The organism is Klebsiella pneumoniae, from assembly GCF_000742135.1.
GTDB classification, from domain to species: Bacteria; Pseudomonadota; Gammaproteobacteria; order Enterobacterales; family Enterobacteriaceae; genus Klebsiella; species Klebsiella pneumoniae.
In genome coordinates this window covers 1,915,805-1,940,979 of record NZ_KN046818.1, presented here as the reverse complement: position 1 = coordinate 1,940,979, position 25,175 = coordinate 1,915,805, and the positions used below count along the sequence as shown (strand labels likewise).

At 56.8% G+C, this 25,175-nt stretch carries 26 protein-coding genes and 1 pseudogene; 14 read left to right on the top strand and 13 right to left on the bottom strand.

The genetic code is table 11. From position 1 onward, the window contains the following. Positions 1–3: 3 nt before the first annotated feature. Positions 4–486, bottom strand: coding sequence for a MarR family winged helix-turn-helix transcriptional regulator (locus tag DR88_RS16130; RefSeq protein WP_025860959.1), 483 nt, complete (start codon positions 484–486; stop codon positions 4–6). A gap of 74 nt (positions 487–560) precedes the next feature. Here DR88_RS16130 and DR88_RS16135 point away from each other — a divergent pair, with 74 nt between their 5' ends. Beyond that, positions 561–1,508, top strand: a complete 948-nt coding sequence (locus DR88_RS16135; protein WP_004148105.1) for a quinone oxidoreductase family protein — start codon at positions 561–563, stop codon at positions 1,506–1,508. Between the two features lie 35 nt (positions 1,509–1,543). Here the strand turns inward: DR88_RS16135 and DR88_RS16140 are convergent, their stop codons facing one another. Further along, on the bottom strand, positions 1,544–1,816 hold the full coding sequence (locus DR88_RS16140) for a hypothetical protein (RefSeq protein ID WP_025860957.1): 273 nt from the start codon (positions 1,814–1,816) through the stop codon (positions 1,544–1,546). Between the two features lie 118 nt (positions 1,817–1,934). On the opposite strand from DR88_RS16140, the gene DR88_RS16145 reads away from it, so the two are divergent. The 3 genes from DR88_RS16145 (at position 1,935) to ybiX (ending at position 5,963) form a co-directional block, all read left to right on the top strand. Then, positions 1,935–2,642: an SDR family NAD(P)-dependent oxidoreductase gene (locus tag DR88_RS16145; RefSeq protein ID WP_004179441.1), complete on the top strand. Its 708-nt coding sequence runs from the start codon at positions 1,935–1,937 to the stop codon at positions 2,640–2,642. A gap of 309 nt (positions 2,643–2,951) precedes the next feature. Further along, entirely contained in the window at positions 2,952–5,237 is a 2,286-nt protein-coding gene (locus DR88_RS16150) for a catecholate siderophore receptor Fiu (RefSeq protein WP_023316750.1), read from the top strand. Positions 5,238–5,285: 48 nt separating this feature from the next. Further along, positions 5,286–5,963 carry a PKHD-type hydroxylase YbiX gene (gene ybiX / locus DR88_RS16155; RefSeq protein WP_004140326.1) on the top strand — a complete coding sequence of 226 codons (678 nt, stop codon included), beginning with the start codon at positions 5,286–5,288 and terminating at the stop codon, positions 5,961–5,963. Positions 5,964–6,047: 84 nt separating this feature from the next. Here the strand turns inward: ybiX and ompW are convergent, their stop codons facing one another. After that, positions 6,048–6,686: an outer membrane protein OmpW gene (ompW, locus tag DR88_RS16160; RefSeq protein WP_002901634.1), complete on the bottom strand. Its 639-nt coding sequence runs from the start codon at positions 6,684–6,686 to the stop codon at positions 6,048–6,050. Between the two features lie 269 nt (positions 6,687–6,955). Between ompW and DR88_RS16165 the strand changes: the two genes are divergently transcribed. The 5 genes from DR88_RS16165 (at position 6,956) to yciA (ending at position 11,685) form a co-directional block, all read left to right on the top strand. After that, a complete protein-coding gene (locus DR88_RS16165) occupies positions 6,956–7,369 on the top strand; it encodes a YkgJ family cysteine cluster protein (protein WP_025860955.1) in 414 nt (137 codons plus the stop codon). Between the two features lie 25 nt (positions 7,370–7,394). Beyond that, positions 7,395–8,138, top strand: coding sequence for a YciC family protein (locus tag DR88_RS16170; protein ID WP_002901632.1), 744 nt, complete (start codon positions 7,395–7,397; stop codon positions 8,136–8,138). A 54-nt stretch (positions 8,139–8,192) separates the two neighbouring features. After that, entirely contained in the window at positions 8,193–8,732 is a 540-nt protein-coding gene (locus DR88_RS16175) for a septation protein A (protein ID WP_002901631.1), read from the top strand. 271 nt (positions 8,733–9,003) lie between these two features. Further along, positions 9,004–11,187 (top strand): TonB-dependent siderophore receptor, encoded by a 2,184-nt coding sequence (locus tag DR88_RS16180; protein ID WP_004179434.1) that lies wholly within the window; start codon positions 9,004–9,006, stop codon positions 11,185–11,187. Positions 11,188–11,286: 99 nt separating this feature from the next. Further along, positions 11,287–11,685 carry an acyl-CoA thioester hydrolase YciA gene (yciA, locus tag DR88_RS16185; RefSeq protein ID WP_002901629.1) on the top strand — a complete coding sequence of 133 codons (399 nt, stop codon included), beginning with the start codon at positions 11,287–11,289 and terminating at the stop codon, positions 11,683–11,685. Positions 11,686–11,714: 29 nt separating this feature from the next. Here yciA and DR88_RS16190 read toward each other — a convergent pair whose 3' ends face one another. Next, positions 11,715–12,251 carry a YniB family protein gene (locus DR88_RS16190; RefSeq protein ID WP_002901627.1) on the bottom strand — a complete coding sequence of 179 codons (537 nt, stop codon included), beginning with the start codon at positions 12,249–12,251 and terminating at the stop codon, positions 11,715–11,717. Positions 12,252–12,439: 188 nt separating this feature from the next. Between DR88_RS16190 and hxpB the strand changes: the two genes are divergently transcribed. From hxpB to DR88_RS16210, 4 genes are all read left to right on the top strand, one after another. Continuing rightward, on the top strand, positions 12,440–13,108 hold the full coding sequence (hxpB, locus tag DR88_RS16195; RefSeq protein WP_004209895.1) for a hexitol phosphatase HxpB: 669 nt from the start codon (positions 12,440–12,442) through the stop codon (positions 13,106–13,108). Between the two features lie 149 nt (positions 13,109–13,257). Then, complete coding sequence (kduD, locus tag DR88_RS16200; RefSeq protein WP_032443853.1) at positions 13,258–14,019, top strand: 2-dehydro-3-deoxy-D-gluconate 5-dehydrogenase KduD; 762 nt, start codon at positions 13,258–13,260, stop codon at positions 14,017–14,019. A 91-nt stretch (positions 14,020–14,110) separates the two neighbouring features. After that, positions 14,111–14,701, top strand: a complete 591-nt coding sequence (locus DR88_RS16205; RefSeq protein WP_002901611.1) for a metal-dependent hydrolase — start codon at positions 14,111–14,113, stop codon at positions 14,699–14,701. A gap of 135 nt (positions 14,702–14,836) precedes the next feature. Beyond that, positions 14,837–16,228 (top strand): L-cystine transporter, encoded by a 1,392-nt coding sequence (locus DR88_RS16210; RefSeq protein ID WP_025860949.1) that lies wholly within the window; start codon positions 14,837–14,839, stop codon positions 16,226–16,228. 59 nt (positions 16,229–16,287) lie between these two features. Here DR88_RS16210 and cedA read toward each other — a convergent pair whose 3' ends face one another. Beyond that, a complete protein-coding gene (gene cedA / locus DR88_RS16215; RefSeq protein ID WP_008807754.1) occupies positions 16,288–16,542 on the bottom strand; it encodes a cell division activator CedA in 255 nt (84 codons plus the stop codon). Positions 16,543–16,732: 190 nt separating this feature from the next. Here cedA and katE point away from each other — a divergent pair, with 190 nt between their 5' ends. Continuing rightward, positions 16,733–18,991, top strand: coding sequence for a catalase HPII (katE, locus tag DR88_RS16220; RefSeq protein ID WP_002901554.1), 2,259 nt, complete (start codon positions 16,733–16,735; stop codon positions 18,989–18,991). Positions 18,992–19,048: 57 nt separating this feature from the next. On the opposite strand, the gene chbG is transcribed toward katE, so the two are convergent. From chbG to osmE, 8 genes and pseudogenes are all read right to left on the bottom strand, one after another. Further along, positions 19,049–19,807 (bottom strand): chitin disaccharide deacetylase, encoded by a 759-nt coding sequence (gene chbG, locus DR88_RS16225; protein WP_004176512.1) that lies wholly within the window; start codon positions 19,805–19,807, stop codon positions 19,049–19,051. Between the two features lie 12 nt (positions 19,808–19,819). After that, the gene (locus tag DR88_RS16230) at positions 19,820–21,166 is read right to left on the bottom strand and encodes a 6-phospho-beta-glucosidase (RefSeq protein WP_004148093.1); all 1,347 of its coding nucleotides are present in this window, start codon (positions 21,164–21,166) and stop codon (positions 19,820–19,822) included. Positions 21,167–21,276: 110 nt separating this feature from the next. Continuing rightward, a pseudogene (gene chbR / locus DR88_RS0125565) lies at positions 21,277–22,101 on the bottom strand (transcriptional regulator ChbR). Positions 22,102–22,128: 27 nt separating this feature from the next. Next, positions 22,129–22,476, bottom strand: coding sequence for a PTS N,N'-diacetylchitobiose transporter subunit IIA (gene chbA, locus DR88_RS16235; RefSeq protein WP_004140356.1), 348 nt, complete (start codon positions 22,474–22,476; stop codon positions 22,129–22,131). Between the two features lie 53 nt (positions 22,477–22,529). Then, complete coding sequence (chbC, locus tag DR88_RS16240; protein ID WP_004148091.1) at positions 22,530–23,888, bottom strand: PTS N,N'-diacetylchitobiose transporter subunit IIC; 1,359 nt, start codon at positions 23,886–23,888, stop codon at positions 22,530–22,532. A gap of 11 nt (positions 23,889–23,899) precedes the next feature. Continuing rightward, positions 23,900–24,016: a hypothetical protein gene (locus DR88_RS30570; protein WP_032424497.1), complete on the bottom strand. Its 117-nt coding sequence runs from the start codon at positions 24,014–24,016 to the stop codon at positions 23,900–23,902. Between the two features lie 19 nt (positions 24,017–24,035). Continuing rightward, entirely contained in the window at positions 24,036–24,356 is a 321-nt protein-coding gene (chbB, locus tag DR88_RS16245; protein ID WP_004148090.1) for a PTS N,N'-diacetylchitobiose transporter subunit IIB, read from the bottom strand. A 278-nt stretch (positions 24,357–24,634) separates the two neighbouring features. Then, a complete protein-coding gene (gene osmE / locus DR88_RS16250) occupies positions 24,635–24,973 on the bottom strand; it encodes an osmotically-inducible lipoprotein OsmE (RefSeq protein WP_002901544.1) in 339 nt (112 codons plus the stop codon). Positions 24,974–25,175 lie beyond the last annotated feature (202 nt).

Below are 25,175 nucleotides of genomic sequence, written 5' to 3'. Positions count from 1 at the left end.
CCATCAGCCGCCTGGCATCGCGCCAGGCGGCGATGATTTCTGCAAACTGTCGGCGTATTTGCGCGTTAAGCGAAACAGCGCCTGCACCTCCTCTTCCGACCACTGCGCCAGCACCTGATTCATTAACTGCCGCCGCGCGACCGCAATACTGTCGATCATCTGTTGTCCGCTGGCGCTAAGCGTCACTTCGCTGATCCGTCGATCATGACGGTTCGGTTGCTTACAGGCGAGTCCCTGGGCTTCCAGTTTTTTCACCTGGCGGCTGACGGTGGTGTAATCGCGCCCTAAATGATCCGCCAGCTCAACCACCCCCACCGGGCCATGGCGCCCTACCGCCACAAGCAGCGGAAACAGCATCTGTTCCAGCTGGATGCTGGCTGCCTGCAGGATCTGCTCATCGCGCAGCGGCTGGTTCATTACGCTGATGATATCCAGCAGCGCGCCGTGAAAGTCGGTAATGTCGTAGTCATTATGTGCATCTTGCATATATTAATTTTCCGCGTATAGTGCTGCAAAACAATATGTGTATTGTACACATAATTCCCGACAGGAGATAATTTATGAAAGCAGCCGTGGTTTTTGATCTCGCAGAAGGCCCGGTTTGGGCCGATTTTATCGACCCGCAGCCCGCGCCCGGCCAGACGCTCATTGACGTCCGCACCGCCGCGATAAGCCATGTGGTTAAGGCCCGGGCATCCGGACGCCATTACAGCTTCGACGGCAATCTGCCCTTTGTGCCCGGTATCGATGGCGTCGGCACCACACCTCAGGGCCAGCGCGTCTACTTCGCCTTCCCCACCGCCCCCTTCGGCAGTATGGCGCAGCGAGCGCCGGTCGCCCTGCAGAATTGTCTGCCGCTGCCGGATGCGCTCGATGATATCCAGGCGGCGGCGATGGCCAACCCCGGTATGTCCGCGTGGGCATCGCTGGTGACACGCGCCCAGCTTCAGGCCGGCGAAACGGTGCTGATTAATGGCGCCACCGGCAGCGCCGGTCAGTTGGCGGTACAGATTGCCCGCTATCTGGGGGCGAAAAAAATCATTGCAACCGGGCGCAATGCGCAGTCGCTCGCGGCGCTGGACGCCGATGAGTGTATTCAGTTAACCGCTGATGATAAAACCTTGAGCGGGCAATTTTCAGCGGTCAGCGCCGCGCAGATCGATGTGGTCATCGATTACCTGTGGGGACACAGCGCGGAATTATTATTGCCAGCACTGGCGAAATATACCCCTGCCGGCAGTCCGGTGCGCTATGTGCAGGTGGGTTCCCTGGCTGGCGCCGATATCGCGTTAAATGGCGCAGTGCTGCGTTCCGCCCCGCTCCTGCTGATGGGCAGCGGGATCGGTAGCCTGTCGGTATCGCAACTGCTGGCGGCGACCGGTGAAATGCTGCAGGCGGCGGTGCCGGGGAAATTGACCATCGCCACCACCCCGCGGCCGCTGCAGGAGATCGCGGCGGCCTGGCCGCAGGACGACAGCCAAAAGCGCACGGTTTTCACCCTCGGATAAAAAATCGCTTCCGCACAAAAGATGGGGTTGATATCTTAAATGAGAAATATTATCTTTCTCACCACTGAATAGTTGAGTAAATCACTCAGGTATTCAGTACGACATTGCTCACATTGCTTCCAGTATTTTTGCCCGCACTTGTGCGGGCTTTTTTTACTCGCGACACACCTCACGCACCCGCTGCCGCAGCCAGCGGTGGCCGGGGCCTGCTCCAGACGCGGATGCCACGCCTGCGAAACCGTAATCACCTCGGTACTGACCGGCAGCGGATCGAGAGCCGCCAGCAAATTAAAATCGGGATCGTTCATTATCGCTCCAGTCGCCAGACAGGGCGTTTGCTGCAAGATATGAGTGCACTGGCGGCGTCTTCCGCCCGATCTCGGGCCTGATTATAGTGAAGACCTCCTTTCTGCAGCGAGAGACATCATGAAATCCGATCAGCACAACACTATCCTCATCGTCGGCGCCTCGCGCGGCCTTGGCCATGCTATGGCGGCGACGTTCCTCCAGCACGGCTGGGAGGTCATCGGCACCGTGCGCGATTTATCATCCCACACGCCGCTCCACGACCTGGCCAAGACGCATCCCCTGCGGCTACGCCTGGCGACGCTCGACATTCGCGATGAAGCCCAGCTGGCCGCGCTGCAGGCGACGCTTCCCCCGGCAAGCCTCGATATGCTGTTTGTCAACGCCGGTACCACCAATCGTGACCCATCGCAGACCATTGGCGACGTCTCCACCGAGGAGTTTTACCAGGTGATGCTCACCAATGCCCTGGCGCCGATGCGGGTTATCGAGCGCCTGCAGCAGGCCGTTAAACCGCAGGGGCTGCTCGGCGTGATGTCCTCTGGCCAGGGGAGTCTGACCAATAACCTTACCGGCCAGCGGGAACTCTACCGCGGGAGTAAAGCTGCGCTGAATATGTTTATGCGCAGCTTTGCCGCTCGCCCCACCTCGGCCTCCCATCCGCTGGTGGTGATGGCCCCGGGATGGATCCGCACCGAGCTCGGCGGGGCAGATGCCCCGCTGACCATCGAAGAGACGATCCCACGCCTGGTGAACGTCCTGCTCGACAAACGGCAACGTCCGGGACTGGAGTATCTCGATTACCAGGGCCGTACCGTGCCCTGGTGATCCGTGCCGGAACAACCATCATATGGCCGCCCGGAAGTTAACCCCGCCCGGCGCGGCTTGCTACCGACCTTATTCTGCAGCACATTCCCTATATTTCCGCTTTATCGTTCAAAAAATGTGAATTATGTAAATCGAAGTGAAGAAAGTTGTTTTAAGGTCAACTATTCTATGTAAATATTAAGGCAAATGATAACTATTCTTTTTATCATTTATAGAATCACACCGGGTCAGCGCAAGCCAGACGACGAATAACGTCGCTTTTGCGCGGTGTGATATGTGCTCATAACAAAAAATAAGCCTGCATTTATCATGGAAAAAAACGCTTCTCTGCCTTTCGGCAGTTTCAACTCATTGGCATTGTTTACAGGTCTATGTCTGGGAGCCTCGCCGGCAGCAGGCATCGCAGCGGAAAATTCGGTCAAAAATAGTGAAGAGACGCTGGTAGTGGAAGCCGCTCCGCCTTCACTCTACTCCCCCGGCGCTTCCGCCGATCCCAAGTTCAATAAACCGCTGGTCGATACCACCCGCACCATCACCGTGATCCCGGAACAGGTGATTAAAGATCAGGGCGTCACCAACCTGACTGACGCCCTCAAAAACGTTCCCGGCGTGGGGGCGTTTTATGCCGGGGAGAATGGCAGCTCAACCACCGGGGATGCCATCTTTATGCGCGGCGTGGATACCTCTAACAGCATCTATGTGGACGGCATTCGCGACATCGGCAGCGTGACGCGCGATACCTTCAATACCCAGCAGGTGGAAGTCATCAAAGGGCCCGCCGGCACGGACTATGGCCGCAGCGCGCCCTCCGGCTCGATCAATATGATCAGCAAGCAGCCGCGCCTTGACTCCGGGATCGACGGCTCGGCCAGCATCGGCAGCGCCTGGTCGCGCCGGGGCACTCTCGACCTGAACCAGGCGTTTAGCGACAACGCTGCGTTCCGTCTGAACCTGATGGGGGAAAAAACCCATGACGCTGGTCGGGACCGCATTGAAAACGAACGCTATGGCATCGCACCGTCGCTGGCCTTCGGCCTTGATACCCCAACTCGTCTGTATCTGAACTATCTGCACGTCCGGCAGAACAACACCCCGGATGGCGGGATCCCTACCGTCGGCCTGCCGGGCTATTCGGCGCCTTCGCCGAAGTATGCCGCACTCAACTCCGCCGGGAAGGTCGATACCAGCAATTTCTATGGCACCGACTCCGATTACGATAAATCTACTACCGACAGCGGTACCCTGCGCTTCGAACACGATCTGACGGAGAATACCACCGTGCGCAATACCACCCGCTGGTCGCGAGTGAAACAGGAGTATCTTTTGACCGCGGTGATGGGCGGCGCGAACAATATCACCGCCCCCGATATCAATGACGTCAACACCTGGAGCTGGTCGCGTCTGGTTAATACCAAAGATGTCAGCAACCGCATTCTGACCAACCAGACCAATATCACCTCGACCTTCGATACTGGCTCGATAGGCCATGACGTCAGCGCCGGCGTGGAGTTTACCCGGGAAAACCAGACCAACTATGGCGTTAACGCCAGGACCGCGCCGGCGGTGAATCTCTACCATCCGGTGAGCAACCTGTCGATTGGCGGGCTGGACAGAAACGGGGCGAACGCCAACGGCCAGACCGATACCTTCGGGATTTATGCCTTCGATACGCTGACGCTGACCGAGCGGATTGAGATCAACGGCGGGCTGCGTCTCGACAATTACCATACCAAATATGACAGCGCCACCGCCTGCGGCGGCAGCGGACGCGGGGCTATCGCCTGCCCGCCCGGACAGTCGACCGGCAGCCCGGTCACCACTGTCGATACCGCTAAATCCGGCAATCTTGTTAACTGGAAAGCCGGGGCGCTGTACCGCTTAACCGAGCAGGGCAATGTCTACGTCAACTACGCCATCTCACAGCAGCCGCCGGGAGGCAGCAGCTTCGCCCTGGCCGCCAGCGGCAGCGGCAACAGCGCTAACCGGACCGACTTTAAGCCGCAGAAGGCGAAATCCAGCGAGCTGGGCACCAAGTGGCAAATCTTCGACAACCGTCTGTTGCTCAGCGCGGCGTTATTCCGCACCGATATTGAAAACGAAGTGGCCGCCAACGATGACGGAACCTGGTCGCAGTACGGCAAAAAGCGCGTGGAGGGGTATGAACTCTCCGCGACCGGAAACCTGACCCCGGACTGGACGATTATCGCCGGCTACACTCAGCAGCATGCGACAGTGACGGAGGGACAGAACGTAGCGCAGGATGGATCTTCCGCCCTGGCCTACACCCCGAAACATGCCTTTACGCTGTGGACGCAGTATCAGGCCACCAGCGATCTGTCCGTCGGCGGCGGTGTGCGCTATGTCGGAAGCCTGCGCCGGGGCAGCGATGGTGCGGTCGGTACCCCGGATCACACCGAGGGCTACTGGGTTGCCGACGCCAAACTGGGCTATCGGGTCAACAGCAACCTCGATCTGCAGCTCAATATGTATAACCTGTTTGATACCGATTACGTGGCCTCCATCAACAAGAGCGGCTATCGCTATCATCCGGGCGAACCCCGGACCTTTATGCTGACGGCGAACGTCCATTTCTGAGTCTGCGCGTGGGGCCGTTGCGCCCCACCTTTTAGAGAGAACACCGCGATGATGTATCACATTCCTGACGTGCTATCGACAGACCAGGTGGCGGAATTTACCCGGCAGCTGGCGCAGGCCGAGTGGGTCGACGGGCGGGTTACGGTGGGTAGCCAGGGGGCGGCCGTCAAACAGAACCAGCAGATCGATACCCGAACGCCGCTGTATGCCCGCCTGCAGGCCGCTGTGCTCGATATGCTGCGCGGCCATCCGCAGTTTTTTTCCGCCGCGCTGCCGCGGACGATTTCCGCGCCGTTGTTTAACCGCTATGGGCCAGGGGAGACCTATGGTTTTCACGTCGATGGCGCCGTTCGCCAGAACGGCGAGGCGGGCTGGATGCGCACTGATCTGTCAGCGACGCTGTTCCTTTGCGATCCGGAGAGCTATGAGGGTGGCGAACTGGTGATTGAAGACACCTATGGCCAACATCGGGTGAAGCTCCCGGCCGGGCATCTGGTGCTCTATCCCGCCAGCAGCCTGCACTGCGTCACCCCGGTCACCCGCGGCGTACGCCAGGCCTCTTTCCTGTGGATCCAGTCGATGGTCCGCGACGATAAGCAGCGTGCGATGCTTTACGACCTGGACCGCACCATCCAGTCTCTGAAGGCCCGCTTTGGCGACGGAGAAGAGGTCCTCTCCCTGCTCAACATGTATCACAACCTGCTGCGCCAGTGGACGGAAGTGTGATCCGCTGTTGATGGCAGAGGCTTGCGGCAGACAGGTGTGACGAGACAATGAACTGGCCATCCGTTGGCCAGTTTACAGAAGAATTTAGAACCGATAGCCTGCGGAGAACATAAACACCCACGGATCCAGACGGGTGCTGACTTTCTGGTCCACGCCGCCGGCTTTGAATTTCACATCGGTATCGATATCCATGTACCACACCGACATATTCAGCAGCCAGTCGCGGTTAATCAGATAATCTAGGCCGACCTGCCCCGCCGCGCCCCAGGAGTCCTTCAGGCTCAGATCGGAAAGCCCGGCCGCCTTGCCGGTGTCGTTAAAGTCTTCATTAAAGAAGGTGGTGTAGTTGATACCGGCCCCCACGTACGGGCGCACCTTGCTTTGCGCATCGCCAAAGTACCACTGCGCCATCAGGGTGGGCGGCAGCTGATGGACGGTGGCGATAGTCCCGGTTGGCCCGGTGCCGACCTTATGGCGGAACGGCGTCGCGGCAAGCAACTCCACGCCAATGTTATCGGTCGCCATATAGGTAAAGGTTAAACCCAGCTGGGTATTGTTACTGACGTTGAAACTGCCAAGGCTGCCTAACACATTGTCAGAGCCCTCCGTCGGTCGGACGGTGGCGGTCCCGGCACGAATGAAAAACTCACCCGCCTCATGCGCCCAGACGCTGCCGGTAGAAAGCGTGCCAAGAATCAATGCCGCCGCTGCTAACTTCTTCATATCCACTTCCTCATTATGGTTTTTCAGCGCGGCCAAATATACCTATAACGAGTTACGTTTGATCTGTTTTAGATCACACTAAGTCCTCAGATTTAACATTTATTGATCCAGATTAATTTTCGCTACCGATCGCAATGCCTTGAATTGTTCGCACATCAATTTTCACTTTTCGCGCAAAAATTTATTTCTGCCCCTCTTGCCGACGCTGAGGCGGCTGGATAAGTTAACTGCCGACAATCTGTGTTGATGCGTTTTTTTCAGGTGTAATTATGAGTGAAATCAACCCGTGCATGACGTGCGGTGCCTGTTGTGCGTATTTTCGAGTCTCTTTCTACTGGGCGGAAGCCGACGACGCGGGCGGCCTGGTGCCCTCCGCGCTGACCGAACCGCTGACCCCTTTCCTGCGCTGCATGAGCGGCACCAATCAGCGCCAGAGCCGCTGCGCGGCCCTGTCTGGCGATATCGGCGACGCCGTTCACTGCACTATTTATGAAAACCGGCCTTCGCCGTGTCGCGAATTCGCCATGTCCGGGGAAAATAGCGAGGAAAACGATGCCTGCAACCGGGCGCGGGCGCGCTACGGCCTGCCACCATTGCGGCCTCTTTACAAAGATATACCTGCCCTGACCGGCGCAGAGAGTGCTACGACGGAACGATTTGCGGTACAATCGCCGGCTAGTTAACACCTGCGACACTCAAGGAGAATGCATGTCTATCACGGCGAAGTCCGTCTACCGTGACACTGGGAATTTTTTTCGTAATCAGTTCATTACTATTTTACTGATTGCGCTGTTGTGCGCGTTTATTACGGTAGTACTTGGCCATGCCTTTTCACCCAGCGACGAGCAGCTGTCGATACTCAGCGAAGGCGATAACCTCGCCGGTAGCGCCGGGCTTTTCGAGCTGGTGCAGAACATGACGCCGGAGCAGCAGCAGGTTCTGCTGCGCGCCTCGGCGGCATCAACCTTCTCGGGTCTGGTAGGTAATGCGATCCTCGTCGGCGGCGTCCTGCTGCTGATCCAGCTGGTCTCCGCCGGTCATCGCGTTAGCGCCCTGCGCGCCATCGGCGCCTCGGCGCCGGTGCTGCCCAAGCTGCTGCTGCTGATCCTGTTCACCACCTTCCTGGTGCAGATGGGGATGATGCTGGTGCTGGTGCCCGGCGTGCTGCTGGCCATCGTGCTGGCCTTTGCGCCGATCATGCTGGTACAGGACAAAATGGGCATCCTCGGCGCCATGCGCAGCAGCATGCGCCTGGCGTGGGCCAATCTGCGGCTGGTGGCGCCGGCTATTATCGGTTGGCTGGTGGCGAAAACCCTGCTGTTACTGTTTGCTTCCAGCTTTGCCGCCCTGACGCCAAACGTCGGCGCGGTGGTGATTAATACCATCAGCAACCTGATTTCCGCCCTGTTGCTGATCTATTTATTCCGCGTGTATATGCTTATCCGCAGCTAATTTTAACCAGGACCGGGGCCTTCCCCGGTCCGTCCTGAAAGACGGGATCGATGTATGAAGCAGTTTCTGGATTTTTTACCGCTGGTGGTCTTCTTTGCCTTTTATAAGCTTTACGATATCTACGCCGCCACCACGGCGCTGATTGTGGCGACCGCCGTCGTGCTGATCTACAGCTGGGTGCGCTACCGGAAAGTGGAAAAAATGGCGCTGATCACCTTCGTGCTGGTGGCCGTCTTCGGCGGGTTAACCATCTTCTTCCATAATGATGAGTTTATTAAATGGAAGGTGACGGTGATCTATGCCCTGTTCGCCGGCGCGCTGCTGTTCAGCCAGTGGGTGATGAAAAAGCCGCTGATCCAGCGCATGCTGGGTAAAGAGCTGAGCCTGCCGCAGCAGGTCTGGTCGCGACTTAACCTGGCCTGGGCGGTGTTCTTTATTCTCTGCGGGCTGGCCAATATCTATATCGCCTTCTGGCTGCCGCAGAATATCTGGGTTAACTTTAAGGTCTTTGGTTTAACCGCCCTCACGCTGGTCTTTACCTTGCTGAGCGGGATCTACATCTACCGTCATATGCCGCAGGACGACCACCACTAACCCCTCCGCCGGCGCGCCATCGCGCGCCGCGCTCGCCCCCTATAAGCTTACTGCACTGGCAAACATTCCCTGCAACCACACAACCTCAGCGCATACGCTGACAGCTTCCCGGCCACACTGTGTAGGCTCTCTTCACGATTTCTCTCAACTGCATAAAAAGTTGCGGTAATTGTGAGGATTATATGGAGATTCATCTCGTTACATTGTAATGATAATTGTTATCATTAATATTCTCGATCTCATTTTGCATTGTTTTGAAAAGGATATTTACATGAGATCGCCGCAATATTCTGTGCCCACGACCCTGGCGCTGGTCATATCCAGTCTCCTCGCCCCTAACGCCTTTGCTGAAGAATCAGAACAAGATACCGAAACGATGATTGTGCGCAGTACGGCGGAAGAAGCGCTTAAGCAACAGCCCGGGGTGTCGATTATCACGGCTGAGGATATTGCTAAGCAGCCGCCGGTCAACGATCTCTCAGACATCATCCGTAAAATGCCCGGGGTGAACTTGACCGGCAACAGCGCCAGCGGCAGTCGGGGCAACAACCGCCAGATTGATATCCGCGGCATGGGGCCGGAGAACACCCTGATCCTGATAGATGGGGTACCGGTCACGTCACGTAACGCGGTTCGCTATAGCTGGCGCGGCGAACGCGATACCCGGGGCGACAGCAACTGGGTACCTGCCGAAATGGTCGAACGGATTGAAGTTCTCCGCGGTCCGGCAGCCGCGCGCTATGGTTCCGGCGCGGCGGGCGGAGTGGTCAATATCATTACCAAACGTCCGACCAACACCTGGCACGGTTCGCTGTCTTTCTTCACCAACCAGCCGGAAAACAACAAAGAAGGCACAACCAATCGCGCTAACTTCAATCTCAGCGGCCCACTGGCCGGCGAGGCGCTGACGATGCGCCTGTATGGCAATATCAATAAAACGGAACCCGACGCCTGGGATATTAACCATGCGCAAAACGGCTCTTACGCTGCGGGGCGCGAAGGGGTCCGCAATAAAGACATTAACGCGCTACTGTCATGGAAAATGACCCCGCAACAAATTCTCGATTTCAGCTACGCCTATAGCCGTCAGGGGAATATCTATGCTGGCGATACCCAGTACAGCAACGGCAATCTTAGCCCGAACGGGCTGGTGGACTCCCTGTACGGCCACGAAACTAATCGCCTCTATCGCCAGTCCTGGGGACTGACCTACAACGGTCTATGGGATTGGGGCCAGTCCAAAGCCGGTGTTTACTACGAGAAAACCAACAATACCCGCCTGCAGGAAGGCTCTACCGGCCGCGTCGAAGGCATGATCAACAGTGAAGATTATGCCACCAGCCGTCTGGAATCCTGGCGTACTACCTCGGAATTCAATGTGCCTTTCTTCTGGCTGGCGGACCAGACGCTGACGCTGGGAATGGAATGGAACCATGATCAGCTCGACGACCCGGCATCGATGCAGGCCACTAACAGCAACGGCGAGACTATCCCTGGGACCTCGGGCGACCCTACGCAACGCAGTACCAAAAACAGCGCCACCCTCACCGGTATCTATCTGGAAGATAATATCGAAGCCGTGCCCGGCACCAACCTGATCCCCGGCATTCGCTTCGATTATCATAATCAGTTTGGCAGTAACTGGAGCCCCAGCCTCAATCTGTCCCAGGAGCTCGGCGATATGTTCACACTGAAGGCCGGTATCGCGCGCGTGTTTAAAGCGCCAAACCTCTATCAATCCAGTAAAGGCTATTTGCTCTCCACCCGCGGCAACGGTTGTCCAAACACGATCGCTGAAGGCAGCTGCTACCTGCTGGGTAACCCTGACCTCGACCCGGAGATCAGTATCAACAAAGAGATCGGTATCGAATTTAACCTTAATGGTTACGCTGCCGGAGTCACCTGGTTTCGCAACGATTACAAAAACAAAATCGTCTCCGGAACAGAGGTACTGGGCTATACCTCCAGCGGCAATAATATTTTGCAATGGCAGAACGGCGGCAAAGCCGTGGTCGAGGGGCTGGAAGGAAATCTGCTGATCCCGGTGCTGAGAGATGTCCTCAGCTGGCGGACCAATGCCACCTGGATGCTCAAATCTGAAAGTAAAGAGACTGGCAACCCGCTGTCGGTTATCCCGAAATATACCGTTAACACGATGCTCGACTGGCAGGTAAACGACGCCCTGTCTGCGAATGTGAACTGGACGCTTTATGGCCGTCAGAAGCCGCGTCAGTATGCGGAGATCCGCAACGAAACCGGGACCCTTGCGACTACCGAGGTTGGCGCCTATTCCATCGTGGGTATTGGTACTCAGTATCAGCTAAACCGGGATATTCGCCTGAATGCCGGAATAAGTAATCTATTTGATAAACAACTGTATCGCGAAAATGCCGGCGCCTCGACCTACAATGAGCCTGGCCGCGCGTATTACGCCGGCGTTACCCTCTCCTTCTGAACCACCGCGCCCGCGCCAGCGGGCGTATTCCCCTATTCTCACTGCGCTATTTTCATAGTAGCATCCCGCTGATCGTCTTTGACCACAACAGAGTAGAGCATGACAACAACAGATCTCGCCCCAAAGGGCGAAATGGTTTTACGCACCCTGGCAATGCCGGCGGATACCAATGCCAACGGGGATATTTTTGGCGGCTGGCTGATGTCGCAGATGGATATTGGCGGCGCCATTATGGCCAAAGAGATCGCCCAGGGTCGCGTGGTGACCGTGCGGGTGGATGGGATGACATTTTTACGTCCGGTCGCCGTTGGCGACGTGGTGTGCTGCTACGCCCGCTGCGTGAAGCGCGGCAACACCTCGGTGACAATCAATATCGAAGTGTGGGTGAAAAAAGTTTCTTCAGAACCGATTGGCCAGCGCTACAAGGCGACGGAAGCGCTGTTTATCTACGTTGCCGTTGATAATCAGGGAAAACCACGTCCTCTGCCAGCGGAATAAGAAGGTGCCCGGCTTGCCGGGCACCTGACTTACAGAAAGCCCAGCAGCGAAAAGAAAAAGTAACCGATGACAATCACGATCACCGGCAGCACGTACAGTGGGAAATACTGCACCAGGATAGTATGGCGCGGTACCACAATGCGTTCAGCAAGCTGCTCGCGGGTTAACCCATCTGCGCCTTTGGCCTGTTCGAGGATCAGCTGATCCTCAATCCCCTCGCGGAGAAATTTCGCCTGCCGCGCCATTCGCGCGCCGGAAGCCTGCAGGGCCATGCCGACGAACACCAGAATGAAGATGATCCAGAAGCCGATGTTCAGGCTATGGTGAAAATCCGGCAGCGGCGAGTTGTACCAGAAAAAGTTCAGGAACGGCGTGTTAAAGCGCATCATCTCAATCATCACGTGCGCAAAATCCATCATTACCGCATCAATGCCGGGTTTCTTTTCACTGTGCTCATACATAAATTTGAGCACAGAAATCAGCGTCGACAGCACGGCGGGAATAAAGATAACCCATCCTAAAATGCGTTTGATAACCGCTATGCGTCCAGCTTGTTGGTACGTCATGAGTTCCCCTTGTTAAAGACGCGTTGGTGGTTCGCCTGCTGCCTGTTGCGTGGCGCTGGCTTCCCTCGCTCCCCCGAGTATGTCGGTTATAAGTCTATCTGCCACGGCGAATTTCGCCCAATAATGCGCGGTATGATATACCATGATTGCCGATTCGTTTATCTGATTACGCAACAGGAGAAGGACATATGTCAGCGAAGCGCCGCATTGAGGCCGCGATATTTGATATGGACGGGTTGCTGATTGACTCGGAGCCGCTCTGGGATCAGGCGGAGGTCGAGGTCATGGAAAGCCTGGGAGTGGATACCCGTCGCCGCGATGAACTGCCCGACCTGCTCGGTCTGCGAATCGACCTGGTGGTGGATCTGTGGTACGCGCAGCAGCCGTGGCACGGCGTAGACCGGGCGGAAGCTACCGCGCGCATTATTCGTCGCGCCATTGAGCTGGTGGAAGCCTCACGCCCGCTGCTGCCGGGCGTACGCGAGGCAGTGGCCCTGTGTAAAGCTCAGGGCTTAAAGGTGGGCCTGGCCTCGGCCTCGCCGCTGATGATGCTGGAGAAAGTGCTCAATATGTTTGAACTGCGCGACCAGTTTGATGCTCTCGCCTCTGCGGAGCATTTACCCTGGAGCAAACCGCACCCGCAGGTCTACCTCAACTGCGCCGCTGCCCTGGGAGTCGACCCGCAGCGCTGCGTCGCGCTGGAGGATTCGGTCAATGGCATGATCGCCAGCAAAGCCGCGCGCATGCGGTCTATCGTGGTGCCGGAAGCGGAGAACAGCCGCGACCCGCGCTTTGCGCTGGCGGACGTCAAGCTTCCGTCACTGCTGGCACTCACTGCTGAGAACTTGCTCGGTTAAGACCGCTGGCGGGTGCAACAATCGCTGTCACGCCGCCGGCAACAAAATCAAAACATTGTTTCATTTTAATTGTAATTTTGTTTTCCTCCCTCTATGCTGGTCACAGGTGGCGTCATCGTACGCCAGTAGATCAGCTGACAGAGGTGAATATGGTACTGAACGCCTTCGACCTGACGGGTAAGGTCGCCATCGTGACCGGTTGCGATACCGGCCTGGGACAGGGAATGACGCTGGGCCTGGCGCAGGCCGGGTGCGATATCGTCGGCATCAACCGTAAAATTCCCCATGATACTGCCGCCCAGGTGCTGGCGCTGGGCCGCCGCTTTCACGCCATTCAGGCGGATCTCAGCCAAGAGAATGATATGAGCGGTCTGGTCGACCAGGCGGTGGCGGCGATGGGCCGGGTCGATATTCTGGTCAACAACGCCGGAATTATCCGCCGCCATGATGCCCTGACCTTCACGGAAAGCGACTGGGACGCGGTGATCGACCTGAATCTCAAAGCGGTTTTCTTTCTCAGCCAGGCGGTCGCCAGGCAGTTCATTCGCCAGGGGGAAGGCGGGAAAATCATTAACATCGCCTCGATGCTCTCGTTTCAGGGCGGGATCCGCGTCCCCTCCTACACCGCCTCGAAAAGCGGCGTGCTGGGTTTGACCCGTCTGCTGGCTAACGAATGGGCTGGCCAGGGTATCAACGTCAACGCCATAGCGCCCGGGTATATGGCCACCAACCACACCCAGGCGCTGCGCGAAGATGAAGAGCGTAACCAGGCGATCCTCGAGCGCATTCCCGCTGGTCGCTGGGGAGCGCCGAAAGACCTGCAGGGGCCGGTGGTGTTTCTCGCCTCATCAGCGGCCGACTATATTAACGGCTATACGCTGGCCGTCGATGGCGGATGGCTGGCGCGCTGAGAGTTTGTGACAAAGAGTTACACCGTCACCTCTTCCGTACACTGTATAAAAACCCTATACTGTATGAATCGACAGTTTAGGGTGTGTTATCATGACGGCGGAAGGCCATCTCTTCTTTTCAATCGCCTGCGCAGTATTTGCCAAAAACGCAGAGTTAACGCCGGTGCTGGCGCAGGGCGACTGGTGGCATATTGTGCCCTCGGCGGTTTTGACCTGCCTGCTGCCGGACATCGATCACCCAAAGTCGTTTCTTGGCCAACGGCTGAGCTGGATCTCAAAGCCCGTGGCGCGGGCCTTTGGCCACCGCGGCTTCACCCACAGCCTGCTGGCCGTCTTTGGCGCGCTGACGCTGTTCTATCTGAAAGTGCCTGACAGCTGGATTGTCCCGGCAGACGCTCTCCAGGGCCTGGTGCTGGGCTATCTCAGCCACATTCTCGCCGATATGCTCACCCCCGCCGGTGTGCCGCTGCTGTGGCCCTGTCGCTGGCGCTTCCGGCTGCCGATCCTTGCGCCGCGCAAGGGCAATCAGCTCGAACGCGCCTTGTGTATGGCGCTGTTCGTCTATGCCGTCTGGATGCCGCAGACGCTGGCGGACAACAGCGCGATACGCTGGTCATCCGGGGTGATCAATTCCCTGCAGATCACCTTCAATCGCTTTATAAGTCACCAGAGTGGGCGATAAAGCGGCGGAAAACGCCATTTGGTTATAACCCATTCCATTTGAATATAAGTCCTTGATAACGCCTTCTGCTAACCTTGCCGTCATAAGAGCTGGTTATCCACCAGCCCAGGTTATAAAAATATCAGGAGAACGGGGATGAACTTTCCATTAATAGCGAACGTAGTCGTGTTCGCCGTATTACTGTTTGCGCTGGGGCAAACACGCCATAAACAGTGGAGCCTGGCCAGAAAAGTGCTGGTCGGTCTGGCGACTGGCGTGGTCTTTGGTCTGGCGCTGCAGCTGATATACGGGTCTGACAGCCAGGTGCTGAAGGATTCCATCCAGTGGTTCAATATCGTCGGCAACGGTTACGTCCAGCTGCTGCAAATGATTGTTATGCCGCTGGTCTTCGCCTCCATCCTTAGCGCGGTGGCCCGCCTGCACAATGCCTCGCAGCTGGGGAAAATTAGCTTCCTGAGCATCGGTATTCTGTTGTTCACCACCCTGATCGCCGCCCTGGTTGGTGTGCTGGTGACCAATATGTTCGGCCTCACCGCCGAGGGTCTGGTCCAGGGCAGCGCGGAGACCGCCCGTCTGAACGCCATCCAGAGCAACTATGTGGGGAAAGTAGCGGATCTCAGCGTCCCGCAGCTGATCCTTTCCTTCGTGCCGAAGAACCCGTTTGCTGACCTGACCGGGGCTAACCCAACCTCCATCATCAGCATCGTCATTTTCTCGGCGTTCCTCGGCGTCGCAGCGCTTAAGTTGCTGAAAGAGGATGTGGAAAAAGGCCAGCGCGTGCTGACCGCGATCGATACCCTGCAGGGCTGGGTAATGAAGCTGGTTCGTCTGGTCATGCAGCTGACCCCTTACGGTGTGCTGGCCCTGATGACCAAAGTGGTTGCCGGGTCGAATTTGCAGGACATCATCAAGCTTGGCGGCTTCGTGGTAGCCTCGTACATTGCGCTGGGTATTATGTTTGTCGTCCACGGCCTGCTGCTGGCGATTAACGGCGTCAGCCCGCTGAAGTACTTCCGTAAAGTCTGGCCGGTGATCACCTTCGCCTTTACCAGCCGCTCCAGCGCCGCCTCCATTCCGCTGAACGTTGAGGCGCAAACCCGTCGTCTCGGCGTACCGGAGTCGATTGCCAGCTTCTCCGCCTCCTTTGGCGCCACCATCGGCCAGAACGGCTGCGCTGGTATCTATCCGGCAATGTTGGCGGTGATGGTCGCGCCGACCGTGGGCATCAACCCGCTGGATCCGATGTGGATTGCCACCCTCGTGGGCATCGTCACCGTCAGCTCGGCGGGCGTCGCCGGGGTGGGCGGCGGCGCGACCTTCGCCGCGCTGATCGTCCTGCCGGCGATGGGCCTGCCGGTGACCCTGGTAGCCCTGCTCATCTCCGTCGAACCGCTGATCGATATGGGGCGTACCGCGCTGAACGTTAACGGCTCAATGACCGCCGGGACGCTGACCAGCCAGTGGCTGCGCCAGACCGACAAGTCGATCTTCGATAGCGAGGAAGAAGCCGAACTGGCGCATCGCTAAACGGCAAGCACAAAAAAAACCGCTGATCATTCAGCGGTTTTTTTATTTCTGCAGCCGACTCAGGCTTCAATCTCACCTTCCTGACGCACCTGGTTAGCCCAGCGCTGCGCCGACTCCGGCACGCTGAATGCCGGTGAGCGACGGAAATGCTCCCCCATCAGCAGAAAAGCGACATACTTCCCGCGCAAAATCCAGACATCGCGAAAATGGTCCATTTTCACGGCATGTTCCGGGGGCGCAGGCTCCACGCGCGGCACGTAGCTAATGACAGGGCGATTTTGTTGGCGCAATGGTTTCATAACAAATGGATTCACTAAACATAGCGGGAAACAGAAACCTCTATCATAGCCGATTGTGGCCCCGTTCGTCGCCCCTTCGCCGCCGATGCGCATTTTAGGATAACTCCCTGCCCCCTCGCCGGGCGCAGACAGCGTAATGTTCTATAGTTAGAAGGGTTTTGGTCTATCAACGACCACTTTTAGCAATGAAAGCAGGAGACGAGTAATGTCTGATAAGCACCCGAACCCTCACCAACAGCAGGCACCGGTCCACGACAGCGAGGAAGCGCAGCCGGGTCTCGATTCGCTGGCGCCGGACGATCGGGAGTGGCGCCCCACGCCGAAACCTACCGCTCCGGGCGTCGAACCCACCGCCCCAGGCAGCCTGAAAGCGCCCGATACTCATAACAGCAAACTGGATTCCCTGGAGGCGCAACGCAAAGGGGGGGAAGATTTTCCGCTGACCACCAACCAGGGCGTGCGCATTGCTGACGATCAGAATTCGCTGCGCGCCGGTAGCCGCGGCCCAACGCTGCTGGAAGATTTTATCCTGCGGGAGAAGATCACCCACTTTGACCACGAGCGTATTCCGGAGCGTATCGTTCATGCCCGCGGCTCTGCCGCCCACGGCTACTTCCAGCCCTACAAAAGCCTGGCTGCGTTGACTAAAGCCGATTTTCTTTCGTCAGCCGATAAAATCACCCCGGTGTTTGTACGCTTCTCCACCGTGCAGGGCGGCGCGGGGTCGGCGGACACCGTCCGCGATATTCGCGGCTTCGCTACCAAGTTTTACACTGACGAAGGGATTTTTGACCTGGTGGGCAACAACACACCGGTCTTCTTCATCCAGGACGCGATGAAGTTCCCCGACTTTGTCCACGCCGTGAAGCCTGAACCCCACTGGGCCATCCCACAGGGGCAGAGCGCCCACGATACTTTCTGGGACTATGTTTCCCTGCAGCCGGAAACGCTGCACAACGTGATGTGGGCGATGTCGGATCGCGGCATCCCGCGCAGCTATCGCACCATGGAAGGCTTCGGGATCCATACCTTCCGTCTGATTAATGCCGAGGGCAAAGCCACCTTCGTTCGCTTTCACTGGAAACCGGTCGCCGGCAAGGCGTCGCTGGTGTGGGATGAAGCGCAGAAGCTGACCGGCCGCGACCCCGATTTTCATCGCCGCGATCTATGGGAGGCCATCGAAGCCGGGGACTACCCGGAATTTGAGCTTGGCCTGCAATTGATCCCCGAAGAGAATGAATTTGCTTTTGACTTCGACCTGCTCGATCCCACCAAGCTGATCCCCGAGGCGCTGGTGCCGGTGCAGCGGGTTGGCAGAATGGTCCTCAACCGCAACCCGGATAACTTCTTTGCCGAAAATGAACAGGCGGCCTTCCATCCCGGACATATCGTCCCGGGCATTGATTTCAGCAACGATCCGCTGCTGCAGGGGCGTCTCTTCTCTTACACCGATACGCAAATTAGCCGCCTGGGTGGGCCGAACTTCCATGAAATCCCCATCAACCGTCCGACCTGCCCGTATCATAATTTCCAGCGTGACGGGATGCACCGGATGGACATTGACACCAATCCGGCCAACTACGAGCCCAACTCGATTAACGACAACTGGCCGCGCGAGACGCCGCCTGCCGCCAAACGCGGTGGCTTTGAGTCCCTCGCCGAGCGCGTCGACGGCGAAAAAATCCGCCAGCGCAGCCCTTCGTTCGGCGAATATTACGCCCAGCCGCGTCTGTTCTGGCTGAGCCAGACGCCGATTGAACAGCAGCATATTATCGATGGTTTCAGCTTCGAACTCAGCAAAGTGGTCCGCACCTGGATCCGCGAGCGGGTGGTCGATCATCTGGCCCACATTGATACTAAGCTTGCGGAAGCGGTTGGGGCGAACTTAGGCATCGAACTGAGCGACGATCAGCGCAACATTACCCTGCCCGCCCCGGTCAATGGCGTGGAGAAAGACCCCAGCCTCAGCCTCTACGCCGACGCCGAAGGCGATGTGAAAGGTCGCGTGGTGGCAGTCCTGCTCAACGAACGCACCTCAGCGCAGGATCTGGTTCAGCTCCTGCAGGCGCTGCAGGCCCAGGGCGTGCACAGCAAGCTGCTCTACTCGCGAATGGGCGAAGTCATTGCCGACGATGGTTCTCCGCTGCCGATCGCCGGCACCTTCGCCGGCTCCCCGTCGCTGACGGTGGATGCGGTGGTGGTGCCCGGCGGCGACCTCAGCGCCCTGAGTCAGAGCGGTGACGCGCGCTATTACCTGCTGGAAGCCTATAAACATCTGAAGCCGATCCTGCTGGCAGGGGATGCGCGGCAGCTGACGTCCGTTCTGCATGTTCCGACCCAGGGTGAAGAGGGGGTCATCGTCACCGATGCGCTCGACACGCCAGCGGCGGACAAACTGCTCGCCCTGATGACGGCCCACCGCGTGTGGTCGAGAAGCCCGAAAATCGCCGCTATTCCGGCGTAGTAAAAAGCCCGGCACGCTGTGCCGGGCTTGATTCACTTTCCCTTTCCCCCGTCGGGCTTACACGTCGCGGTAGGTTCCCAGACGATAACCCCGGTCGGCCACCGCCGCTTTCAGCGAGGCAGATGTCAGCACATCAAGCTCATCCAGTCGCGGATAGCAGTAGGCGCTGCCCATAATGATCCGATCAACATAAGCCGGATGACACATCACCTCCAGGGAGCGCTCCCCGCGGGCGATGGAGGCATCCAGCGTCTGCAGAAACAGTTCCTCAGAGACCGCTTCGCCGTAAAACTCGCTGCTGAAGCCGGCGCTGCTGCGCGCCGCCTGCTGGTCGAGCCCACTCTGCGCCGCCACCTGGCGGTCAATGCGTAACGCAATGCCCTTCTCGCGGGCAAAGGCCGCGACGATGGGATAAATCTGGGCGAACATATGCACATGGTGATGGCTGTCGATATGCGTCGGCTCATGGCCGAAGAGTTCGACAAAACGACGGTACTGACACGCCAGCTCGTGGGCGATCTCTTCCAGCGGCAGGCTATCTTCTTCCGCCTGCTGCCAGATCCATTTGCCCAGCCGGCCATCGCGGGTTAATCCCGGCATGGCCGACAGCGGCTCGCCCAGCGTCAGCACAAAGTGCATACCGACCGCCAGCTCCGGAGTACTGCGGCTCAGCTGGGCGGCGTGGTCAATGGCCGCGCCGTTGACCAGCGCGGTGGTCGATGTCACCACGCCGTTGCGACAGGCCTCGATAATGCCGTAGTTCTGCCCTTTACTGAGGCCGAAGTCGTCGGCATTGACGATCAATACGCGTTCCATTTGCTACTCCCGTTACGATTTTAGTTTTTCGATCGTCGCCGCAAAGTTCGGCAGCCATTTTTCATGCGCCAGAATCATCTCCCGCGCCAGCTGTTCGGCGTCACGATCGGAATGGATCAGCGGGCTTAAGTTCAGCGCCAACAGGACATCGTTCAGCTCACCGCTGATCGCCGCCTGGCTGGCCGCCACTTCGAACCCCTTGATGGTGTAGATAAGCCCTAACACCTTCTCATCGAAATGAGTAATGCGCGGCGTCGGCTTCGCGCCGTCGCGGCCTAAGGTGCAGCTCATCTCTACCGCCCAGTCCGCCGGGATATTATCGACATGACCATGATGCGGGATATTCACATAGTGCTCAGTCTGCTTGTCGTTATAGATGGCATTGATTACTTCGCAAGCGGCATCAGAGTAATAGGCCCCGCCGCGCTGCTCCAGCTCCTTCGGCTTAACGTTAAGATCCGGGTTTTTATACAGCTCGAACAGCTGTTTCTCCACCTTCTGCACCACCTGGGCGCGCGCACCGCCTTTGTAGTACTCGCCCATCTCAATCGCCAGCATCTCTTTTGGCTTAAAGTAGTAGAGCAGGTAAGAGCATGGGATCAGGCGCAGGGAGCGGATCAGCCCTTCGCTAAACGGCAGGTCGAAGATGTTTTTCACCGAGTTCGCGGTCAGACGGCCGGAGGCCACGCCGTCCAGCAGCTCATCGAAGCGCGAGACACCGTTAACCAGCACGTCGCGGACGAACACCAGGTGGTTCAGACCAAACAGGTCGATATTCAGCTCATCGCTCGGGCTCAGCTGCAGCACGTCGGTGATGAACATCTTCATGCCGATAGGAATGTTGCACACGCCGATAAAGCGTTTGAAATTGGTGTGGCGATAGACCGCCTCGGTGACCATGCCCGCCGGGTTGGTGAAGTTGATGATCCATGCGTCGGGGCAAATTTCCTGCACATCTTTCACGATATCGAAAATCACCGGGATGGTGCGCAGTCCTTTAAACAACCCGCCCGCCCCGTTGGTCTCCTGACCCAGGTAGCCGTGACTCAGCGGGATGCGCTCATCTTTTTCACGCGCCTTCAGCTGGCCCACGCGCAGCTGGGTGGTGACGAAATCTGCGCCCTGCAGCGCTGCGCGGCGATCCAGCGTTTTATAGACTTTCATCGGCACGCCGGCTTTTTCCACCATCCGCTGGCACAGCGCGTGGATAATATCGAGCTTCTCCTGGCCCTCTTCGACGTCTACCAACCACAGTTCGCTTACCGGCAGTTCATGATAACGTTTCAGAAATCCTTCCAGTAATTCCGGGGTATAGCTGCTGCCGCCGCCAATAGTGACTACTTTTAATTTCTGGCTCATCTTTTTCTCCCTTAGGCGCTGCGCCTGGACGCAGGCCGCTCTCCGCAACAATGCGGACAGTTAACTTGAATGATTTTCGGTATAAACCTGGCGGCGAACGCCGCGCGGGTTTAATTAATACTGGTCAAATGTTTGCGATAACTGCTCGGCGTAAACGATGTCAGTTTTTTAAAGGTTTTAATAAACAGGCTCGGGCTGCTGTAACCTGATTCATACGCAATATCCGTCACCGAATAATTGGTAATTTCCAGCTGTTTTTTGGCAAAGTTGATACGGATATCATTAATTATCTGCATCGGCGTTTTACCATAATAGCGCTGGGTCGCCCGGGTTAAATATTCCTGCGTTTTTCCGGATAAGCGAACCATGTTTTCGAGAGCGCCTTCACCGAATTTCAGCTTATCATGCATGGCTTCCACGGTATTTTTTAACCATTGCGGCGTCACGTCGGCAACCGGCTCTTCACGATAGTGGCGTAAACGGTTAATGACATAAAAGGAGACCAGCTCGATAAATTCGTCAAATTCCGTTTCGCGAAAATTGAGTGAGGCGATGACCGACTCAACGTAGCCGAGAAAAGCGCTCTGCACGGCGTAGACTTGCTAAGCCACCAGACCAAACGGCAGCAGCGGCAGGTAGTGTTTCTCAAAGAAGCGTCTGCTGATGCCGACGTTAAGGATGCGCGTCGCCCCGAACTCGTAAAAGCTCTGGTGGTGCGAGCCCATCGGGATAAAGACGAAATCCCCGCGCTCCAGCAGCACCCGTTTGCCATTGATCTCCTGGTAATAGCGCCCGGTTAACACCACGGTTAATTCGTAGTAATCATGCTGGTGAAGCCCGCTCACGCTTTCCGTTTTGTTATAGATGACCACATGAAAGTTCTTCCCGTTGAACAGCTGTTGTTCTCTGGCGGTACTGATCTCGGTGGTCATCATTCTGGGCTGCCTCATCGTCGCGATGGCCTATTGTACCTTCTCGTGCAGCTCAATCAATTCGGCCACCAGCTCACGAGCCAGCATGGAGGTCATCAGATGGTCCTGGGCATGCACCAGCACCAGGCTGACCTTCATTTTCCCTTCGCCCTCGTCGCTTTCGATAAGCTGGGTCTGCACGCGATGCGCCTCGCTCAGCGCCTGGCGCGACTGCTCCATCATCGCTTTCGCTGCGGCAAAGTCGCCCTGCTTCGCCTGCTTCAGCGCGCCATAGGCCAGGCTACGGGCTTGTCCGGAGTTGATAATCAGCCCCATCACTACCTCTTCGAGGTCATTTTCCGGGGTCTCTACCGCGTCGATGTTGTCCAGATCAAACATAATATTTCCCTCATTTATCAGGCGGTACGGGACGCTGCCCGTACCGCGCGGTATCAGAATTTCAGTGCGTTAGCGATGTCTTCTTCGCTCTCTTCCTGCTCGATAACGGTCTGCGCTTTATTCGACAGCACCACAAACGGCAGGTAGACCAGGGTAGCGACGCCAAGGTTGAACAGGGCCACCAGCAGGGCGGCAACGCTGCCGTTACTGTTAAAGAACGCTCCCAAACCGGTCGGCATAGTCCACGGCGCCAGGTTGGTCACCGGTGGGATAATCCCCAGGCTGTAGGCCGCCAGCGTAATGGCCGCCAGAATCGGCTGAACCAGCACGAACGGGATGAACATCACCGGGTTCATGATGATCGGCAGACCAAACAGAATCGGTTCGTTAATCTGGAAGATGCCTGACGGCAGCGCCAGCTTAGCAACCTGACGATGGTCAGCGCGGCGAGAAGCGATAAAGATGGCGATAATCAGACCCAGCGTCGCCCCGGAGCCACCCAGCAGGATGTAGGAGTCGAGCATCGGTTTAGCCCAGAAGTGGAACTGTTTGCCCGCTTCGATGGCCGCATCAACAGAGCCGTACTGGTTGTACAGCGCGATGTTTTCCAGCGCCCACGGCGTCATGATGCCGTTATCCAGGGCGGTAAGCGCCAGAGAACCGTGCACACCGAAGAACCACAGCAGAGAGTTAAAGATAACGTATGCCCAGCCAACCACGCTGCCCATCGCCGCCAGCGGCGTCGAGATAGAGTCCATGATGATCTGGTGGAAGTTGCTGCCATAGCTCGCCAGGGCCCACGAAATAATGCCGAAGATGGAGAGGATCAAGAAGCCCGGGATCAGCGCTGAGAAAGAGCGTGATACCGACCCCGGCACGCTGTCCGGCAGTCTAATCACCCAGTTGCGACGGATCACGAAGGTGAACAGTTCCGCAACGACCAGACCGATAATCATCCCGGAGATGATGTTCTGCCCGCCCAACCAGTTGGCGCCCACCGCATAGGCTTCGCCCACGCTATACGGGGTCACGGTCATGAAGGCCGCCACCGCCAGCAGGCCAGCTGCCATCGGGTCAACTTTGCGCTCTTCCGCCAGCGCGGAGCCGATAAAGAACGGCGCCATTAGCGACATAATCCCGAGGGTGCCGTTATAGACGTTTCCGCCGATAGCCTTAAAGCCGTTTAAGGTTTCAATGGTGGAGGCATCCAGGCGAATGCCCATGGAATAAAAGAAAGAGCCTTCGCCGAAGCTCAGAAAAACGTTGTTAATTAACACAAACATGGCCCCGGCGAGGGTCAACGGCATTAATTTAATAAATCCATTTTTTATTGCATTAATATGCGGCTGCTTTCCTATTTTCACTGCAAAAGGAAGGAGTACCTTTTCAAGCGAATCGATCACTTTACTCATAGTCAATACCCTTAAAAGCCGCAATAAACTATTACGGCGATGATGTATGAAATTACTCTTTGACGGGAAAATAAACTCATTATTTTTTGACGTCCGACAACAGGCAGCCGCCAGGCGTCAAAATACATCGAGTTTTAAAAGTTAAAATTATTGTGCTGCAGCTTTCTTAATAGCCGCGACGGCGGCTTTCAATACCCCTAAACCATCAACTTTGCCATAGAGAAGGGAGTCGATAACTTCAACCGGTTTATTCGGCAGCAGGCGCTGAATTTCCGGTAAAATATACGCAATTTGTGGCCCTAATAATACTACGTCGGCTTCCGGCCCTTTTTCGCCCGCGAGGGTTTCGTGATAGGCTTCAATAATGACCGGGACTTCATGTTTTTCCGCCTGCGCCCGCATTTTGGAGACCAGCAGTGACGTGGACATGCCTGCCGAGCAGAAGAGATAAATGTGTTTCTTTTCCATGAACGCTTCCTCAATGTGTGAGACCAGGGCCTTCAGTAACCGCTGAGAGCCGGTAAGACTGGTAACATCCGGTTAATTCTGTTTATGAGTTGAGTATACGGCAAGCTGAGCCGCCAGGATAATTCGCTGTTGAACAGAATTGTCTCTCATTGACCTCCGGTTTTGACTACCCTCACATTTTCATCCAAATAATTCGCGCAATTAAATAAGCATCATGACTCACAAAAAAGCCCGACCAGTGGTCGGGCTTACGTAGAAGTCAGTAAACAGTAGGAAGCTTACCTGGCGTTGCGCGGGTCGGTATCATACTCGGCGCAGGTCTGGTAGCCGGAGTTCATGACGTGACCCGTTTCGTCGAGGGCCACAAAGTAGGTTTCAACTTTACCATCTCGTTGACCGAGGATATAGGTCTGGCAGGTGCCGCGGGCATGGACCATGGTGACTTCCGTTGAAGGTTTGCCGGCGATCTGCATCACCTGCTGACGCGACATCCCTTTCTTCACATCTTTCACCACCGGCTGGGTAAACTGGTCTTTGGTACGATCGTAAGCGGTACAGCCCGCCAGTAAGGTTAACGCGACGGTGACGCCCAGTATTCCTGCTAAGCTTTTGTTCATTTTGGTTCCTCTTTTCTACTGTGTAACGATAAGCCTGGAATAAATAGTGTTATTTTTCAAGCCGAACAGTGAAATCATGTCAGGTTATGTTATTGCGTAAACAGGATTGTTCTGCCGACGTCGGACGGCGGCGCAATGCGCGGTACAGCATCTATAATGAAAACCTATGTCATTGATTGCCTTCTTTTCCGGCAGTCAAAAC